At 59.3% G+C, this 17,795-nt stretch carries 20 protein-coding genes; 10 read left to right on the top strand and 10 right to left on the bottom strand.

Annotated elements, in window-relative coordinates:
- Positions 1-64: 64 nt before the first annotated feature.
- From ACYZT8_RS23530 to metG, 8 genes are all read right to left on the bottom strand, one after another.
- Positions 65-244, bottom strand: a complete 180-nt coding sequence (locus tag ACYZT8_RS23530) for a PA3496 family putative envelope integrity protein (protein ID WP_007898493.1) — start codon at positions 242-244, stop codon at positions 65-67.
- Between the two features lie 107 nt (positions 245-351).
- Positions 352-990 (bottom strand): endonuclease III, encoded by a 639-nt coding sequence (nth, locus tag ACYZT8_RS23525; RefSeq protein ID WP_461976347.1) that lies wholly within the window; start codon positions 988-990, stop codon positions 352-354.
- Between the two features lie 25 nt (positions 991-1,015).
- Positions 1,016-1,525 carry an Rnf-Nqr domain containing protein gene (locus ACYZT8_RS23520; protein ID WP_461976345.1) on the bottom strand — a complete coding sequence of 170 codons (510 nt, stop codon included), beginning with the start codon at positions 1,523-1,525 and terminating at the stop codon, positions 1,016-1,018.
- Complete coding sequence (locus ACYZT8_RS23515; protein WP_461976343.1) at positions 1,518-2,129, bottom strand: RnfABCDGE type electron transport complex subunit G; 612 nt, start codon at positions 2,127-2,129, stop codon at positions 1,518-1,520. The genes ACYZT8_RS23520 and ACYZT8_RS23515 overlap by 8 nt, the downstream gene beginning before the upstream one ends.
- A complete protein-coding gene (locus tag ACYZT8_RS23510) occupies positions 2,126-3,109 on the bottom strand; it encodes an RnfABCDGE type electron transport complex subunit D (RefSeq protein WP_461976341.1) in 984 nt (327 codons plus the stop codon). Before ACYZT8_RS23510 ends, ACYZT8_RS23515 begins: the two co-directional genes overlap by 4 nt.
- Positions 3,096-4,106: an electron transport complex subunit RsxB gene (rsxB, locus tag ACYZT8_RS23505; RefSeq protein ID WP_461976339.1), complete on the bottom strand. Its 1,011-nt coding sequence runs from the start codon at positions 4,104-4,106 to the stop codon at positions 3,096-3,098. The genes ACYZT8_RS23510 and rsxB overlap by 14 nt, the downstream gene beginning before the upstream one ends.
- On the bottom strand, positions 4,103-4,672 hold the full coding sequence (locus ACYZT8_RS23500; protein WP_461976337.1) for an Rnf-Nqr domain containing protein: 570 nt from the start codon (positions 4,670-4,672) through the stop codon (positions 4,103-4,105). The genes rsxB and ACYZT8_RS23500 overlap by 4 nt, the downstream gene beginning before the upstream one ends.
- Before the next feature lie 143 nt (positions 4,673-4,815).
- Positions 4,816-6,867, bottom strand: coding sequence for a methionine--tRNA ligase (gene metG / locus ACYZT8_RS23495; protein WP_461976335.1), 2,052 nt, complete (start codon positions 6,865-6,867; stop codon positions 4,816-4,818).
- A gap of 328 nt (positions 6,868-7,195) precedes the next feature.
- Here metG and apbC point away from each other — a divergent pair, with 328 nt between their 5' ends.
- Entirely contained in the window at positions 7,196-8,290 is a 1,095-nt protein-coding gene (apbC, locus tag ACYZT8_RS23490) for an iron-sulfur cluster carrier protein ApbC (RefSeq protein WP_438662431.1), read from the top strand.
- 126 nt (positions 8,291-8,416) lie between these two features.
- Here the strand turns inward: apbC and ACYZT8_RS23485 are convergent, their stop codons facing one another.
- The gene (locus ACYZT8_RS23485) at positions 8,417-9,175 is read right to left on the bottom strand and encodes an SDR family oxidoreductase (protein ID WP_077749886.1); all 759 of its coding nucleotides are present in this window, start codon (positions 9,173-9,175) and stop codon (positions 8,417-8,419) included.
- A gap of 166 nt (positions 9,176-9,341) precedes the next feature.
- Between ACYZT8_RS23485 and ACYZT8_RS23480 the strand changes: the two genes are divergently transcribed.
- From ACYZT8_RS23480 to groL, 4 genes are all read left to right on the top strand, one after another.
- On the top strand, positions 9,342-10,073 hold the full coding sequence (locus tag ACYZT8_RS23480) for a HugZ family pyridoxamine 5'-phosphate oxidase (protein WP_461976333.1): 732 nt from the start codon (positions 9,342-9,344) through the stop codon (positions 10,071-10,073).
- Positions 10,074-10,139: 66 nt separating this feature from the next.
- Entirely contained in the window at positions 10,140-10,616 is a 477-nt protein-coding gene (locus ACYZT8_RS23475) for an FxsA family protein (protein WP_010457646.1), read from the top strand.
- Between the two features lie 247 nt (positions 10,617-10,863).
- Entirely contained in the window at positions 10,864-11,157 is a 294-nt protein-coding gene (locus tag ACYZT8_RS23470) for a co-chaperone GroES (RefSeq protein ID WP_090180803.1), read from the top strand.
- A gap of 49 nt (positions 11,158-11,206) precedes the next feature.
- Positions 11,207-12,850 (top strand): chaperonin GroEL, encoded by a 1,644-nt coding sequence (gene groL / locus ACYZT8_RS23465; RefSeq protein ID WP_008155543.1) that lies wholly within the window; start codon positions 11,207-11,209, stop codon positions 12,848-12,850.
- Between the two features lie 188 nt (positions 12,851-13,038).
- Here the strand turns inward: groL and ACYZT8_RS23460 are convergent, their stop codons facing one another.
- The gene (locus ACYZT8_RS23460) at positions 13,039-13,782 is read right to left on the bottom strand and encodes a phosphatase PAP2 family protein (protein WP_461976330.1); all 744 of its coding nucleotides are present in this window, start codon (positions 13,780-13,782) and stop codon (positions 13,039-13,041) included.
- Between the two features lie 219 nt (positions 13,783-14,001).
- Here ACYZT8_RS23460 and colR point away from each other — a divergent pair, with 219 nt between their 5' ends.
- The 5 genes from colR to ACYZT8_RS23435 all read left to right on the top strand — a co-directional run bounded on the left by colR (position 14,002) and on the right by ACYZT8_RS23435 (position 17,726).
- Entirely contained in the window at positions 14,002-14,685 is a 684-nt protein-coding gene (colR, locus tag ACYZT8_RS23455; protein WP_008032118.1) for a two-component system response regulator ColR, read from the top strand.
- Positions 14,675-15,949, top strand: coding sequence for a sensor histidine kinase (locus tag ACYZT8_RS23450; RefSeq protein WP_461976328.1), 1,275 nt, complete (start codon positions 14,675-14,677; stop codon positions 15,947-15,949). The genes colR and ACYZT8_RS23450 overlap by 11 nt, the downstream gene beginning before the upstream one ends.
- Before the next feature lie 160 nt (positions 15,950-16,109).
- On the top strand, positions 16,110-16,778 hold the full coding sequence (locus ACYZT8_RS23445) for a class I SAM-dependent methyltransferase (protein WP_461982596.1): 669 nt from the start codon (positions 16,110-16,112) through the stop codon (positions 16,776-16,778).
- 4 nt (positions 16,779-16,782) lie between these two features.
- Entirely contained in the window at positions 16,783-17,496 is a 714-nt protein-coding gene (locus tag ACYZT8_RS23440; RefSeq protein ID WP_461976326.1) for a lipopolysaccharide kinase InaA family protein, read from the top strand.
- Positions 17,497-17,498: 2 nt separating this feature from the next.
- Positions 17,499-17,726: a hypothetical protein gene (locus ACYZT8_RS23435; protein WP_461976324.1), complete on the top strand. Its 228-nt coding sequence runs from the start codon at positions 17,499-17,501 to the stop codon at positions 17,724-17,726.
- Positions 17,727-17,795 lie beyond the last annotated feature (69 nt).

The raw sequence follows: 17,795 nt of genomic DNA, 5'->3' as shown, positions 1-17,795 counted from the left end.
GTGCACGGGTGATTGAGGGATTGGCACTTAGTAAAAAGCCTCCGTTTCGGGAGGCTTTTAGGTGTCACAAGTCAAAATCGTAATCGGCCAATTGCTTTTGCAGTCGGCGCTCCTCCAGTAGATTGTCGATGGTGCGGCGTTTGCTCAGGTTGGTCTTCGCCACTTCAACCACCGGTTCAGCGTCATCGGCCTCAACGGGTGTGAAGTCGTCTTCTACGTCCAATTGCTCTTTGCCAGTGCTCATAAGGTTAACTCCAGGCTAAGACTGCCTTTGGCGCCCCTTATATCGACAATCTCCCGGCGGGTAAAAAAGATTTTTTCAATCGATGCATCAATAAATCTAATAGCGCCTCAATCGTCCGAGGTCTTTTGCTTGTATTCGCACAGGTCTTCGATCCGGCAGCTACCGCAACGAGGCTTGCGGGCCAGGCAAACGTAGCGTCCATGAAGGATCAGCCAATGGTGGGAATCGAGCAGGTATTGCCTGGGGACAAACTTCATCAGCTTCATCTCCACCTCGACCACGTTCTTGCCTGGCGCAATGCCTGTACGGTTGCTGACCCGGAAGATGTGGGTGTCTACGGCCATGGTCAGTTGGCGGAAAGCGGTATTGAGCACCACGTTGGCGGTCTTGCGGCCGACGCCGGGCAGCGCTTCCAGCTCTTCTCGGGTCTGCGGTACTTCGCCGCCATGGCGCTCCACCAGCAAGCGACAGGTTTCGATCACGTTTTTTGCTTTGCTGTTAAACAAGCCGATGGTCTTGATGTATTCAGACAGCCCTTCAACCCCCAAGGCATGAATCGCCGCCGGTGTATTGGCCACCGGGTAGAGTTTGGCGGTGGCCTTGTTCACGCCGACATCGGTTGACTGGGCGGAGAGAATGACGGCAATCAGCAATTCGAACGGCGAGGAATAGGCCAGTTCGGTCTTCGGTTCCGGGTTGTCTTCGTGAAACCTGCGGAAAATTTCCAGACGTTTTGCGGCATTCATGGGCAGTGCGTTTCCTCGAAATCAGTCAGTGTGAGGGAGTCGGGCGGTTCCAGGCTTGCCAGGCGGCAATCAGCAGTCCCAGGAGAATGAATCCGCCAGGGACCAGCGTGGCCAAGTGCAGGCCGCCGGTGCCGATAAGTTCGCGCAGCAGACCAATGCCGACTATCAGCGCGCCAAACAGGCTACACAAGCGCAGTCGATCAAGTCGCGATCCCTGAAAAAAGCCATTGTGTTCCAGCACCACGCATTGCACGGCGATCAATCCTGCATAGATCCCCACGTGCTGATGCCATTGAAGTGACCCGACCTGCGCGGCAAGCTCCGCACAACTGGTCAACGTGGCAGCCAAAAGGATGCTGGCAAGCAAGCGGGTGGACGGGACCAGCCGTGATCGCAAGACGCCCATGCTGATGTCATAAGCATTGATCACCACGAAGAACATCACCCACAGGCCCAGAGCCGTCAGCCAGGCATCCGTAGCGCCGATCAAAGGCGCAAGCATCAGTGAGTTGCGCAGCGTTGCTGACTTACTCATGAACACTGCTCCCGATCAGCTGCTGCGGATGTTCATCGAAGTAGCGCAACGCGTCATGGACGGCGCTGATCACTGCTCTTGAAGTAATGGTCGCGCCCGCTATCTGATCAAATTGGCCCTGGTCTTTTTTCAAGGCCCAGCCCATGTCGCCGGGGTCGGCTCGAGACTTGCCGATAAATGACTGAAGCCAGGCATTGGGCCAGTCTGCGATCTTGCCGCCCAGTGCAGGGGTTTCCGATTGCTTGAGGGTTTTGACCCCGATTAACTTGCCGTTTGCGCCGATGGCGATCAGCAGCTCGATGGAGCCCTCGTAGCCCAGCGTCTGACTGCGCAGTAACACCGCACGAGGTTGGCCGGTCTTGGTCGCCAGATAGCCACCCAGCAGCATACTGTTAGCCAAGCGGATGTCTTCGAGGGCGAGCGGCTGGTCCAGCGGTTGATTGTCGTAGCTGTCGGGCGCAAGCAGGTCCAGCAGGTTGCGGCTGTCGATCAAGCGCTGTTGCGCGCTGATGCGCGGTTCGCTGGTGTGTTGCACGAAGTACGTCGCGCCAATCCCCAGCCCGGCCAGCAGCACCAGCATCACAACGCTCGTCGCTCGGTTCATGGGGCAACCTGCTCCTGCCTGGACGCGACAAACCGCTCCAGCGCCGGGACACAAAGGTTCATCAGCAACACGGCAAACGCCACGCCGTCCGGGTAACCGCCCCAGGTTCGAATCAGGTAGGTCAGCAATCCCACGCCGGCACCGAACAGGAGTCGGGCACCGGGACTTTTCGCGCCGGACACCGGCTCAGTGGCAATAAAGAATGCACCCAGCATGGTCGCGCCGGTGAGCAGGTGAAACAGCGGCGAGCCATGGGAGTCCGAGCCCGACCCGTTCCAGCACAGCAGGCTGATGATGAACAGGCTGGCGAGCATGCCGACCGGTGCGTGCCAAGTGAACACCCGCCGTTGCAGAAGAAACGCGCCACCAGCGAGAAAGGCCAGGTTGACCCATTCCACGCCGCGTCCGCCGAGGCGGCCGAACGCCGGGTTGCCGGCGAAGAGTTCGTCCATGGTCAGGCTTTTGTTGATCCGCAGGCTGTCCAGCGCCGTGGCCTGGACCCAGGCATCCGGCGTCTGGCCGAAGCCGAAGACCTGCTGCAAACCACCGAGCAGATTCATGCCGTGAGATGACGGCCAAAGGGTCATCTGTTGGGGGAAGGTCACCAGCACCAGGGCAAAACCGAGCATCGCCGGGTTGAACGGATTCTTGCCGACGCCGCCGTAGAGGTGTTTGCCAAGCATCGCGAACGCCGCCGCACTGACCGTCAGCCACCACGGGCAATAAGGCGGCAAGGCCAACGCCAGCAACGTCGCGCTGACCAGGGCGCTGCCATCGCTCAAGGTTGGTTTGATCGATCGCTTGCGCAGCTGCAACACCGCTGCTTCAACGGCCAATGCGGTGACGGTCGCCAGAATCAGGTTGATCAACACGCCCCAGCCATACAACCAAAACAACACCAGCATGCCCGGCACGGTGGCCAGCAACACCAGCTTCATGGCCTGCTGAAGGCGTTCGTCCACCGATTCAAGGGGCGACATAAGCATCCACCTGGCGCTCGGCGTCCTTCACCGCGAGCTCCAGCGCTGCAATCTGTTCGACCGCGGCTTCGCTGGCTCGCGCTTTATTGAGTTCGGCGCGGCGCATGGCCAGCTGGATCTTCGCCCGTTTCAGCTCGGCGTCCTTCGCTGGAGCGACCGGCGCCGGTGTTGGCGGCGCGCTACTTTCCAACTGCGCCAAGGCTTGCTCCGCCGCTTCGAACTGCTGTTGCAGCACGATCAGTTGCGACTGCTGCTCGAAGGTCGGCGGATGCCCGAAAGCCTTGAGCGACTTGTTCAGTTGTGCGCGACTCATCGCCACATCGATCTTGGCTTTTTTCAACGCCGCATCGGCGTTTGCCGCTTTCTGCGCGCGCACCCGCTCAAGCGCAGCCTGAACCGGGTCGAGCGTCGTCACATCCTTGTGCGGCACGGCGCGCTGGGCGCGGGCGTGACGTTCGGCGAGTTTCTGTTCTTCTTCACGCTGCAATCGGGCGTTGCGCTGTTCGAAGCGGCGCCGCGCATGATTGCGTTTGGCCGTCCGGGCGCGTTGTTCTTCAAGGCTGAACGCCAGGCCACCGACAATCGGCAGCACCGTGGCCAAGGGCAGCGGCCGCATCTCGATGCAGTCCACCGGGCAGGGCGCGACACACAGGTCGCAACCGGTGCATTCGTCGACGATCACCGTGTGCATCAATTTGGCCGCGCCGACGATCGCATCCACCGGGCACGCCTGGATGCACTTGGTGCAGCCAATACACTCCGCTTCACGAATATAGGCGATCTGCGCCGGTGCCGAACCGCGACTGACGTCCAGTTCCAGCACCGGCACTTTCAGCAAGCCAGCCAGCGCCGAGATGGTTTCGCTGCCCCCTGGCGGGCACTTGTTGATCGGCTCGCCGCTGGCGATGCCTTCGGCGTACGGCTTGCATCCGGGGTGGCCGCACTTGCCGCATTGGGTCTGCGGCAAGAGGGCGTCGATGCGTTGAATCAGACTCATGTTTTGATCAGCCCGCTGAATCCGAGAAAAGCCACTGCGATCAATCCGGCACCGATCAACTCGATCGGCAGGCCACGAAAGGGCAGGGGAACATCGTTATCGAGAGTGCGCTGGCGCAGGTCGCTGAAAAGACTCAGCACCAGCCAGAACCCCAGCCCGGCGCCGAGGCACAGGGCAGTGGCGTGAAAAAATCCTTGGTCGTCCCGGGCGTTGAGCAATGTCAGCCCAAGAACACCCGCGTTGCCCAGCAGCAGAGGCCAGAGGCCATCGAACGCAAGTCTGGGAAGTAACCGCGACAGCAGCTTCAGCAGTGGGCCAATCAGCAGAACGCTCAATGGCAGGAACACGAAAAGACGCAGCGAAGTCAGTTCCAGCGGCACTAGCAGCCAGTGCCAGGCCGAGTAGCTCAACAGGCCGACAACCAGCATCAGGCACGTCGTCGCTATGCCCAGGGCATGAACCTGATCGCGCTCGCTGCCCAGCAACGGATCGACGCCCAGCGGCCAGTGCAACACGAGGTTGTTGATCAGGGCAGCGCTGATAAGCGTAAGAAGCATCTCGGTCATGATCGTGCCGGTAGAAATAGGGCTTTTTAACAGAGCGGTCTAAAAAGCTTAGGCATTATCCGGCAAGGACGGAGGGTGGGGCCAGATATGAAAATCCCACAGTCGCGCCAGGCACGACTGTGGGATCGATTTACCGCAGAACCTTACTTGATGCGCTGACCCGGCTTGGCGCCGCTGTCGGGGCTGAGCAGGTAGATTTCTTCACCGCCAGGGCCGGCTGCCATCACCATGCCTTCAGAGATACCGAACTTCATTTTGCGCGGCTTGAGGTTGGCGATCATCATGGTCAGGCGGCCATCGAGCTTGGACGGGTCCGGATAAGCACTCTTGATCCCGGAGAACACGTTGCGTTGCTCGTCACCGATATCCAGGGTCAGGCGCAGCAGTTTGTCGGCCCCTTCCACGTGTTCGGCCTTGACGATCAACGCAACGCGCAGATCGACCGCAGCAAAGGCGTCGAACTCGATTTCCGGCGACAGCGGATCCTTGGCTAGTTCGCCGTTGCCGGCAGGCGCAGCATCACCGGTGTCGGTCTGGCTGGCGGTCAGGTCTTCTTTCGAGGCGTCGCTCATGGCTTGCACTTTTACCGGGTCGATACGGGTCATCAACGGCTTGAACTCGTTCAGCTGATGGTTGCTGAGCAGGGTGGCGTGGTCGTCCCAGGTCAGCGGCGCGACGTTCAAGAACGCCTCGGCATCGGCGGCCAGCAACGGCAGAACCGGTTTGAGGAAGATCACCAGTTGGCGGAACAGGTTGACGCCCAGGGCGCAGATGGCCTGGACTTCGTCCTGCTTGCCTTCCTGTTTGTTCAGCGACCACGGCGCCTTGTCGGCGATCCAGGCGTTGGCACGGTCGGCCAGGCCCATGATCTCGCGCATGGCACGGGCGAAGTCACGAGCCTCGTAGGCCTCGGCAATGCTCGGTGCTGCAGCGAGGAACGCTTCGGTCAATTCTGGCGCTGCGTTGCCGGCCACCAGCAAACCGCCGTTACCCTTTTGGATGAAGCCGGCGCAACGGCTGGCGATGTTGACGACTTTACCGACCAGGTCGGAGTTGACCTTCTGCACGAAGTCTTCGAGGTTCAGGTCGAGGTCATCGACGCCACGGCTCAGCTTGGCCGCGTAGTAGTAGCGCAGGTATTCCGGCGACAGGTGGTCCAGGTAGGTCCGGGCCTTGATGAAGGTGCCACGGGACTTGGACATTTTTTGACCGTTGACGGTCAGGTAGCCGTGCACGTTGATGCCGGTAGGCTTGCGGAAACCGGCGCCTTCGAGCATTGCAGGCCAGAACAGGGCGTGGAAGTTAACGATGTCCTTGCCGATGAAATGGTACAGCTCGGCGGTGGAGTCCTTGCCCCAAAACGCGTCGAAGTCCAGCTCCGGCGTACGATCGCAGAGGTTCTTGAAGCTCGCCATGTAGCCGATCGGCGCGTCCAGCCAGACGTAGAAGTACTTGCCTGGCTCGTCGGGGATCTCGAAACCGAAGTACGGCGCATCGCGGGAGATGTCCCACTGTTGCAGGCCGGCATCCAGCCATTCGGCGATCTTGTTGGCGACGGCTTCTTGCAACGTGCCGCTGCGGGTCCAGGCTTGCAGCATTTCCTGGAAGTCCGGCAGCTTGAAGAAGAAGTGCTGGGAATCCTTGAGCACCGGGGTGGCGCCAGAGATCGCCGACTTCGGATCCTTCAGGTCGGTCGGTGCGTAGGTTGCACCGCATTTTTCGCAGTTGTCGCCGTACTGGTCTTCAGTGCCGCATTTCGGGCAGGTGCCCTTGATGAAGCGGTCGGCCAGGAACATTTTCTTTTCCGGGTCGAAATACTGGGTTATCGATCGCTGGGCGATGTGCCCGGCGTCACGCAGCTTCAGGTAGATCTGGCTCGACAGCTCACGGTTTTCTTCGGCGTGAGTGGAGTGGAAGTTGTCGAAGTCCACCAGGAACTCGGCAAAGTCGGCGCTGTGTTCAGCCTGGACGTTGGCGATCAGTTGTTCCGGGGTGATGCCTTCCTTTTCCGCGCGCAGCATGATGGCCGAACCGTGGGCGTCGTCGGCGCAGACATAAATGCATTGATTGCCGCGGTGCTTCTGGAAGCGCACCCACATATCGGTCTGGATGTATTCCAGCATGTGGCCAAGATGGATCGAACCATTGGCATAGGGCAGGGCGCTGGTGACGAGGATCTTGCGTGGCTCGGACATGGGGCTCGGCTACTTGATGAAACGGAGGTCGGCCACTATAAAGCGCCGGCGCATATTTTTCACCCCGTGTGCCTGTATCCAGATGCGGCGATCGCAAAAAACTGCAGTTATGGATTAGTTTGGTGGGGGGGAGCTTTTGTGGCGAGGGAGCTTGCTCCCGCTGGGTGGCGAAGCCGCCCCAAAACCTACAACCCGGCTCTGTCAGAAGGATCGCGTCAACCTGATTGCGACTGCTTCGCAGCCGAGCGGGAGCAAGCTCCCTCGCCACAAATGAGTCTCCGGCGTAGGATACCCGCCTGATTTTCCAGTCTTGCTATCGGAGTTGCCCATGAGCGTCGTCAATCGCGCAGCGGTGGAAGCCGTCCTTCGCCAATACACCGACCCTTACCTGAACCAGGACCCGGTCAGCGCCGGGTGCGTGCGCGGCATCGACATCCAGGGCGATCGCGTCAGCGTTCAGTTGGAGCTGGGTTATGCCGCCGGTCTGTTCAAAAGTGGCTGGTCGCAGATGCTGCAAATGGCGATCGAAGGCCTCGACGGCGTGACCAGCGCTCGCGTTGACATCACCAGTGTGATCGCCGCGCACAAGGCCCAGGCGCAGATTCCGGGCCTGGCCAACGTCAAGAACGTGGTGGCCGTGGCTTCCGGCAAGGGCGGTGTAGGCAAATCCACCACCGCCGCCAACCTCGCCCTGGCCCTGGCCCGTGAAGGCGCCAAAGTCGGGATTCTCGACGCGGACATCTACGGTCCGAGCCAAGGCATCATGTTTGGCATTCCTGAAGGCACCCGACCAAAGGTCAAGGATCAGAAGTGGTTCGTACCGATCGAATCCCATGGCGTCGAAGTGATGTCCATGGCCTTCCTGACCGACGACAACACCCCGATGGTCTGGCGCGGGCCGATGGTCTCCGGCGCGCTGTTGCAACTGGTCACGCAAACCGCCTGGGGCGATCTGGATTACCTGGTCATCGACATGCCGCCAGGCACCGGTGACATCCAGTTGACCCTGGCGCAGAAAGTCCCGGTGGCCGGGGCCGTCATCGTCACCACGCCGCAGGACCTGGCGCTGCTGGACGCACGCAAAGGCGTGGAGATGTTCCGCAAGGTCAACATCCCGGTGCTGGGCGTGGTGGAAAACATGGCCGTGCACATCTGCTCCAACTGCGGGCATGCCGAGCATCTGTTCGGTGAAGGTGGCGGGGTGAAGCTGGCCAATCAATATGGCGTCGAACTGCTGGCGTCGTTGCCGCTGGCAATGGCAATCCGCGAGCAAGCAGATGGCGGCAAGCCAACGGTGATCGCCGAGCCGGACAGCCCGATTGCGCTGGTGTACCAGGAACTCGCCCGCCACGTTGGCGCGCGGATTGTGTTGCAGGAAGCGGCGACACCGGCGATGCCGAACATCACCATCAGCGACGATTGATGATCTGAAACACAATCAACTGTGGGAGCTAGCCTGCTAGCGATAGCGGATTCGCATTCAACAAATATGTTGGCTGAACCACCGCAATCGCTAGCAGGCTAGCTCCCACATTGATCTATGGGGGCCTTAGATCCGCAACCCGCCATCCATTTCCAGGATCCGGCCGGTGTAGTAGTCGTTCTCGAAAATGTACGCCGCCGAATGGGCGATCTCTTCCGGTTTGCCCATGCGCTTGAGCGGAATCCCGGCCGTCATCTTCTCCAACGCTTCAGGCTTCATGCCCAACGTCATCTCGGTTTCGATAAAGCCCGGCGCAATGCCCGCCACGCGAATGCCATAACGCGCCAGTTCCTTGGCCCAGGTCACGGTCGCCGCAGCCACGCCAGCCTTGGCGGCGGAGTAGTTGGTCTGGCCAACGTTGCCGGCACGGGAGATCGAGGAGATATTGATGATCGCACCGCTGTTGTTCAGCTCGACCATTTTCGCCGCGACTTCACGGGTGCACAGAAACACGCCGGTCAGGTTGACGTCGATGACGGCCTGCCATTGGGCCAGGCTCATCTTGGTCATTTCGCCATCCTTGACCTTCAGCAGCAGGCCGTCACGCAGGATCCCGGCGTTGTTGATCAGGCCATGAATCGCGCCGAAATCTTCGGCCACCTGGGCGACCATGTGCGTCACTTGCTCTTCATTGGCAACGTTGCACAGATAAGCCCGAGCTTCGACGCCCTTGGCTTTGCAGGCCGCGACGGTGTCGTCGAGCTTTTCCTGGTTCAGGTCCACCAATGCCAGCTTCGCGCCTTTACCTGCGAAATACTCGGCCATGGAACGGCCTAAACCCTGGCAACCGCCAGTGATAATGATTACTTTGTCAGTGAGTTGCATTCGCATGCCCCAATAGCAGGTTCAGAGTGGTTTCCTTCCTAGAGGGCCTCTCGATCTGCACCTGATGTGGCCTGGTTGCACATGAGAACTGCCCCGATGGCGTACTGGAACTTATCCCCAGGCGCCTGTCCGTTTTTTTGACGGATTCTATATAAGGAGTCATAAATTGAGCGTTGAAGCGGCCAAGAATGCCCGAGAATTGCTTCTCAAGGAATACCGCGGGGTGCTGTCGACGCACTCCAAGTCGATGCCCGGTTTCCCGTTTGGCTCCGTGGTTCCCTATTGCCTCGACGAGCAGGGCCGGCCGCTGATCCTGATCAGCCGCATCGCCCAGCACACCCACAACCTGCAGAAAGATCCGAAATGCTCGCTGTTTGTGGGTGAGCGTGAGGCCGACGACGTACAAGCCGTTGGTCGTCTGACTTACCTGGCTGAAGCGGAAAAGCTCGAAGACGAGGTCGCGATCGAAGCGGCAGCCGAGCGTTACTACCGTTTTTTCCCGGATTCGCAGAGCTACCACAAGGCCCACGATTTCGATTTCTGGGTGCTCAAGCCTGTGCGTCACCGCTACATTGGCGGTTTCGGTGCGATTCACTGGGTCGATCATCTGACCCTGGCCAACCCGTTCGCCGGCAAGGCCGAACTGAGCATGGTCGAGCACATGAATGCCGATCACGCCAAAGCCATCGCCCATTACGTCGAGTTGGCAGGCCTGCCGAAAACCGAGCCGGCGCAACTGGCGGGTATCGACAGCGAAGGCATGCACCTGCGCATCGGTCAGGCCCTGTACTGGCTACCGTTTCAAGCGCCTTGTAATACGCCGACACAAGTGCGGGAAGCCTTGGTTTTCCTGGCTCACGCCGAGCATTGGCCGAAAAATGAAGTGGCCGACGCTTGAATTCACGAAACGGCGACGTCATCTAGGGAAGACTGGCAAGGCATTCTTGCGTTGAGGAACCATTTGATGCGCCCTTTTTTATTGCTCTTTGTACTGTTTCCGGTGTTGGAGCTGTTCGTATTCGTCAAGGTCAGCGGGGCCATCGGGTTTTTCCCGGCCCTGCTGCTGATCATTCTCGGCTCGATGCTCGGCGTGTTCGTGCTGCGTATCGCCGGACTGGCCACCGCGCTGCGTGCTCGTGAAAGCCTGAACCGCGGCGAGCTGCCGGCCCAGACCATGCTGGAAGGTTTGATGCTGGCCCTGGCGGGCGGTCTGTTGATCCTGCCGGGCTTCGTCACTGACGTGCTGGGTCTGATCATGCTGCTGCCGATCTCCCGTCGATTGCTGGCCAATAAAATGCGCCAGCGCGCCGAAGAGGCGGCGATCCGTCAGCGTGCGTTCGCCGACGATCTTCAACCACGTGGCGGTCCTGCTCCTCAGCAGCCGCTGGGCCGTGAGCCCAACGTGATCGAAGGCGAGTTCGAACATCGCGATTCCAAGTAAAGCGTTTCAGCTGCACGGCACCTTCGGGTGCCGTGTTCGTTTTCAGGGCATTGATGCAAAAAATTTCGATCCCCGCCCTTGTAATAAGCTTATGCGCCCTTATGTAACGGTCACCGCAAGGTTTCTGGCGATCACGCCAGACAGACTTCCGCGGTTCGCTTGACGAACCGCACCCGGCACCGCCGGATTTGTTAAACCCGCCGGGAATACACCGGCCGATGAAAACCACAATTAGGAGAGATCGACAATGAAGCTTCGTCCTCTGCATGACCGCGTCGTCATCCGTCGCAGCGAAGAAGAAAAGAAAACCGCTGGCGGTATCGTCCTGCCAGGTTCGGCTGCCGAGAAAGCCAACAGCGGTGAAATCCTCGCTGTCGGTACCGGCAAAGTGCTGGATAGCGGTGAAGTGCGTGCACTGGCCGTCAAGGTCGGCGACAAGGTTGTGTTCGGTCCTTACTCCGGCAGCAACACCGTGAAAGTCGACGGCGAAGACCTGCTGGTAATGAGCGAGAACGAAATCCTCGCTGTTATCGAAGGCTGATTCCCCGCTCATTTTCCCGCTACTACAAAGTATTTAAGGAATATCGATCATGGCTGCTAAAGAAGTTAAATTCGGCGATTCCGCCCGTAAAAAAATGCTCGCCGGTGTCAACGTCCTGGCTGACGCAGTAAAAGCGACCCTGGGCCCTAAAGGCCGTAACGTGATCATCGAGAAGAGCTTCGGCGCTCCGACCATCACCAAGGACGGCGTGTCCGTTGCCAAAGAAATCGAGCTGAAAGATCGCTTCGAAAACATGGGCGCGCAGCTGGTCAAAGACGTTGCCTCCCGTGCCAACGATGACGCAGGCGACGGCACCACCACCGCTACCGTTCTGGCTCAATCGATCGTCAACGAAGGCCTGAAAGCCGTCGCTGCCGGCATGAACCCGATGGACCTGAAACGCGGTATCGACAAAGCGACCATCGCGATCGTCAAAGAGCTCAAAGCCCTGTCCAAGCCTTGCGCTGACACCAAGGCCATCGCTCAGGTCGGCACCATCTCGGCCAACTCCGACAGCTCCATCGGCGACATCATTGCCGAAGCCATGGAAAAAGTCGGTAAAGAAGGCGTGATCACCGTTGAAGAAGGCTCGGGCCTGGAAAACGAACTGTCGGTTGTTGAAGGCATGCAGTTCGACCGTGGCTACCTGTCCCCGTACTTCGTCAACAAGCCAGAGACCATGACTGCCGAGCTGGACGGTCCGCTGATCCTGCTGGTCGACAAAAAGATCTCGAACATCCGCGAAATGCTGCCAGTACTGGAAGCCGTTGCCAAAGCCGGCCGTCCACTGCTGATCGTGGCCGAAGACGTTGAAGGCGAAGCCCTGGCGACTCTGGTTGTGAACAACATGCGTGGCATCGTTAAAGTCGCAGCCGTCAAGGCTCCAGGCTTCGGCGACCGTCGCAAGGCCATGCTGCAGGACATCGCTGTCCTGACTGGCGGTACCGTTATTTCCGAAGAGATCGGTCTGAGCCTGGAAAGCACTACCCTGGAACACCTGGGTAATGCCAAGCGCGTGATCCTGTCCAAAGAAAACACCACCGTGATCGACGGCGCCGGCGTTGAAGCTGATATCCAGGCTCGCGTTCTGCAAATCCGTCAGCAAGTGGCTGACACTTCGTCCGACTACGACCGTGAAAAACTGCAAGAGCGTCTGGCCAAGCTGTCCGGCGGCGTTGCAGTGATCAAGGTTGGCGCGGGTTCCGAAGTTGAAATGAAAGAGAAGAAAGCCCGCGTTGAAGACGCCCTGCACGCTACCCGTGCAGCCGTTGAAGAAGGCGTGGTACCTGGCGGCGGCGTGGCACTGGTTCGCGCTCTGCAGGCTATCTCCGAGCTCAAAGGCGACAACGATGACCAGAACGTTGGCATCCAGTTGCTGCGTCGCGCTGTTGAAGCGCCACTGCGCCAGATCGTTGCCAACTCCGGCGACGAGCCAAGCGTAGTGGTCGACAAGGTCAAGCAGGGTTCGGGTAACTACGGTTACAACGCTGCAACCGGCGAATACGGCGACATGATCGAAATGGGTATCCTGGACCCGGCTAAAGTGACTCGTTCGGCTCTGCAAGCGGCTTCGTCGATTGCCAGCCTGATGATCACCACCGAAGCCATGATCGCCGAGATCAAGGAAGACGGCCCAGCTGGCGGCGGTATGCCAGACATGGGTGGTATGGGCGGCATGGGCGGCATGATGTAAGCCAGCCTTACCCCGTACATAAAAACCCCGCCTGCGAAAGCAGGCGGGGTTTTTTATTGCCCGGATTCTGAGACCACACCAGACCCCTGTAGGAGCGAGCCTGCTCGCGATAGCGGTGGATCAGTCAACATGGATGTGGCTGACACACCGCTATCGCGAGCAGGCTCGCTCCCACATTGGTTTGTATTTTAGGCGTTAACCGGATTGGTCTTGGCCATCGCCTCAATCCTGGTCGCCGGTCGGTACAAGATGTAGTAATACGACCCCAAGCAAATCAACCAGCAAAAAATCGCCGTCCACACGTTGTGCGAAAAGAAGTGCGCTCCCTGCATCATCCGGCTCACCGAAAACACCGTCCCCAGTGCAAACGCAAACACAAACGCCTGGCGCGCCAGGCGCGGACGCCGGTCACGCAGTACAAAGAACAGCGCAAACAGCGTAAACCCGGTTGCCGCATGACCGCCCGGCCAGCAACGGCCAGGCTTGTCGGTGGGCGGGCGCGGGCTAAGCAATTCGCTGTAGGTTTCGTGGCCGCCGAATTCCTCCAGACTCCACGGACATTGCACCGCCGTCACCGCTTTGACCGGTGTCACAAACGAGGTCGCCAGCGCCAGAGACAACACCAGGCAGCCCAGTTCACGTTTGAACGGTTTGAGCCGGTCCACGAAAAAGGCGCCAATGAAGCCGAAGATGGCAAACACCGAAAACGCGATGACCACTTGCTTGGCGCGGTCATGCAGAATGTTTTCAAGGAAGTAACTGTGGCGCCCGATGAAATCCCCGGCGACCGGGTCGTAGAACAATTTGGCCAGGTCCATGTCCAGCGACGTCAGTTCAAGCAGCACCAATATGATCGCCGTGATAGCGGGCACACCCAGGCACACCCAAAAATTGAGCGGTCTGGAAGCGGGGCGGGCAGCGGTCGAAGCCATGGCAATTCCTTGGTCGGTGAAGGGTTCTGGAGAGCGCATCCGCGCGGAGTCTGAACCTCGTACTGTCGTCGGCGTGTGAATCGATAGTGAAAAACTTGTTAAGCCGTCATCGGCTTTTTCTATCGGATTTACAACTGCACGCAGTCCTAGCCCTGAGCCACACTTGGCCTTAAGCTGCGCGGGCCACGACGGCCGTTACTGTGTACGGAGGAGGTGCCCATGCGAATTCTATTGGTTGAAGACAACCGCGATATCCTGGCCAATCTGGCCGATTACCTGGGGCTCAAGGGCTACACCGTGGATTGCGCGCAGGACGGTTTGTCGGGCCTGCACCTGGCGGCTACCGAGCATTACGACTTGATCGTGCTCGACATCATGTTGCCCGGCATCGACGGCTACACCCTGTGCAAACGCCTGCGCGAAGACGCCCGCCGTGACACGCCGGTGATCATGCTCACCGCGCGCGATCAGCTGGATGACCGGCTGCAAGGTTTCAAGTCCGGTGCCGATGACTACCTGATCAAGCCGTTCGCCCTGTCTGAACTGGCGGCCCGCATCGAGGCGGTCATGCGTCGTGCCCAAGGCGGCGGTCGTCGAACCTTGCAGGTGGGCGATTTGAGCTACGACCTCGACACCCTGGAGGTGACGCGCGAAGGTCGTCTGCTGAAACTCAACCCGGTGGGCCTGAAGTTGCTGGCCGTGCTGATGCAGAAAAGCCCGCATGTATTGCGCCGCGAAATTCTCGAAGAAGCCCTGTGGGGCGATGACTGCCCGGACAGCGACAGCTTGCGCAGTCACGTCCATCAACTGCGTCAGGTGATCGACAAGCCATTCGCCAAGCCCTTGCTGCAAACCGTGCACGGTGTGGGTTATCGCTTGGCCGAGGGCCGTGATGGAGTTTAAGCAGAGCCTTGCCCAGCGGATCATCATCGCCTTTGCGCTGATGAGCGCACTGGTGGCAGGCGCCTTCGCCATGGGCATCGTGGCGACCGTGCACCTGGTCGAAGAGAAGTTGATTTCGGCCGGGCTGGGCGGCGATCTGCAACGGCTGTTGCTGATGGACAGCGTCTCGGACTGGAGCCACCGTCCCGAGCCGGATCAGCTGTTCTATTTCAGCGGCGGGCCGGGGGATTTCGAGTTGCCCAAGGATCTGCGGCACCTGGACTCCGGTTTCCACGAGGTTTTTCGCGAGCAACTGTCGTATCACGCGATGGTCGAAATCGTCGATGGACGGCGTTACGTATTGCTTCAGGACCAAAGCGATTTTGAAGAGCGTGAGCGGGTGCTGTTTGCCGTAGTGCTGGTGGGCTTCGTGCTGAGCCTGGCGCTGGCGGTCTTTCTCGGCTGGGTGCTGGCGCGCAAAGTGATGGCGCCGGTGGTGCGCCTGGCCCGTCAGGTGCGTCATCGCGATCAACTGCTGGGGCTGGCGCCTCCTCTGGCACCGGATTATGCCGCCGACGAAGTGGGCGAGCTGGCCGTTGCGTTCGACGCCACCCTTGGGCGTTTGCGCCAGGCGTTGACCCGTGAACGATTGTTTACCAGCGACGTCAGCCACGAACTGCGCACGCCGTTGATGGTGCTGGCCAGCTCCTGTGAGCTGCTGTTGGAAAACCCCGGTATCGACCAGCGCGGCCGTGCCCAGGTCGAACGAATTGCCCGCGCGTGCGCAGAGATGCGCGAGTTGGTGCAGACGTTTCTGATGTTGGCCCGGACCCAGCGAGAAGACGCCAGCATCGCGCCGCAGCAGTCGCTGAGTCAGGTCGCCGATGGGCTGCTCAACCAATGGCGCGAACCGATTGAAGCCAAGGGGTTGAATCTGATCTTTGAGCCGGGCAGTCCGCCCGGCACCTGCTACAACGCAACCCTCTTGCACGCCGTCATGGGCAACCTGTTGCGTAACGCACTGCATTACACCGAACGCGGGTTCATCCGCTTGACCCTCACGGCCACCGGTTTCACGGTCGAGGACAGCGGCGTGGGCATTCCCGAGGAAAAACGCGAGGCGATGTTCGAACCTTTCGTGCGCGGCAGCGAAAAGCGCGGCGAAGGCCTGGGACTTGGGCTGTCACTGGTGCAGCGGATCTGCGAGAACCAGGGCTGGACCGTCAGCCTGACCAACATGGAGCCCAATGGCTGTCGTTTTGAAGTGGCGTTGAGTCAAGGATAGCGGTGCTTAGAAATCGAGCCGTCCCGAGCCATGACTGTCACTCTGAAAAACCTTGAAATGATTGCGCGTTTACATAACAATTTTTTCACAAAGGCATGACCTGACGCTGACACTACGCTACCTAAGGTAGATGTCATCAGAAGTTCAGGAGACCTTAATGATGGACGGCCCGATCAAACTAGATTTTTCCGAAAAATACGACGATCAGCACGCTCAACGATACTTGCGAAAGCATCAGGATGGCCTCGGTCGTCGACTGTCCCACTGGCGTGACGAGCAGCTGGCGCGAAAGGCGCTGGCGCTGGTCGGCGAGCCTGGGCTGGTCCTTGATTTGCCTTGTGGTGCGGGGCGTTTCTGGCCATTGCTGGCTGAAAAGGCCAATCGCGCGATCATCGGGGCCGACAACTCCGAGTCAATGCTGAAGATTGCCACCCAGGCGCAACCTGCCGATGTGGTAAAGCGGGTACAACCCTTGCACACTTCTGCATTCGACATCGCCTTGCCCGACAACGCCGTCGACAGCATTTTCTGCATGCGTTTGCTCCATCACATCGGTGAAGCCGAGCATCGACTGGCCATTCTGCGCGAATTTGAACGAGTCACGCGTGACAGCGTGATCCTTTCGTTGTGGGTGGACGGCAATTTCAAGGCCTGGAAACGCAAGCGTTCAGAGAAGCGGCGTGGGCAGGAAGGTTACCAAAACCGGTTTGTGTTACCGGCGGCCACGGTAGAGAAGGAGTTCGAACAGGCGGGGTTCCGTATCCAGGAACAACTGGACTTTTTACCGCTCTATGCCATGTGGCGAGTTTACGTATTACGCAAGAGGTAACAGGATGGCAGTGCAATGTGCAGCAGAAACGGACGTCGCTTCTCAGGACCGCTTCGACTACTTCTGGAATCAGCGCGGTGAATGGGTAGAAGAACCCAACGTCCGTCGCGGTGGAGAAAGTGGCGTGGAGCGTGTCATGGGCAGCGATGGACAACTGCTCTACGCCAAGCGGCAGACCGGGCATATCTATCGCAGCTGGCAGCACCCATTCGGCCGCCCGACCGTGTTGCGCGAGCAGGATGCGCTCATTGGCCTGCGCGCGCTTGATGTGCGAGTTCCGGAAATCGTTTTCTGCGGCGCACAGCGCGACCCTGTGCACAAATGGCGCGCATTGCTGGTGACCAAGTCGTTGGACGGCTTTGAGGAGCTCGAACATTGGTACGCCGGGGGCGGTCGCGAGCGCCACGGCGAGGTGGTGCATGATCGCGTCTTGAAGGAACTGGCCGACAATCTGGCCCGCATGCACAAGGGCCGTTGGCAGCACAGCTGCATCTATATCAAGCACGTATTCGTGCGGGTTACCGGCGAAGACGACTCGGCCAAGGTCGAGATTGCCTTGATCGATCTGGAGAAGTGCCGACAGCGCTTGACCGCCTATCGCGCGGCCGCTCATGACATGAAGCAACTGCGTCGCCACTCGTCGTTCAGCACGACGGACTGGCGCAAACTCGTCTATTTTTATGAGACGGCGTTTGGCAGCGCTATCAAAGGTTTATAGCAATGAAACTAGAAATTGCGCGAGGTGTTTTTTTGATAGGAGCCTTGGCAGTTGCTTCATTGGCGGTGGCGGCGTGGGAGCAGCCCCGCACGCAAGTCCTCAGTTCAGTGAGCACTGATGCTCACTGTCCGTTGCCACGGGTTGCCAAGGCAGCCGTGGCATCACAACCCGATCATGATCTATTGCTGTTCATGTTCGGACTTTCTCAAGGAATGAGGCCACAGAGTTGAACACATTGAAGCCAACATAAAAGGCCTCGCCAAAATGCGAGGCCTTTTTTTTTGCCCGGATGTGCCGAT

This window comes from Pseudomonas sp. LB3P93 (assembly GCF_054898025.1).
This window is presented reverse-complemented; position numbering and strand designations above follow the sequence as displayed.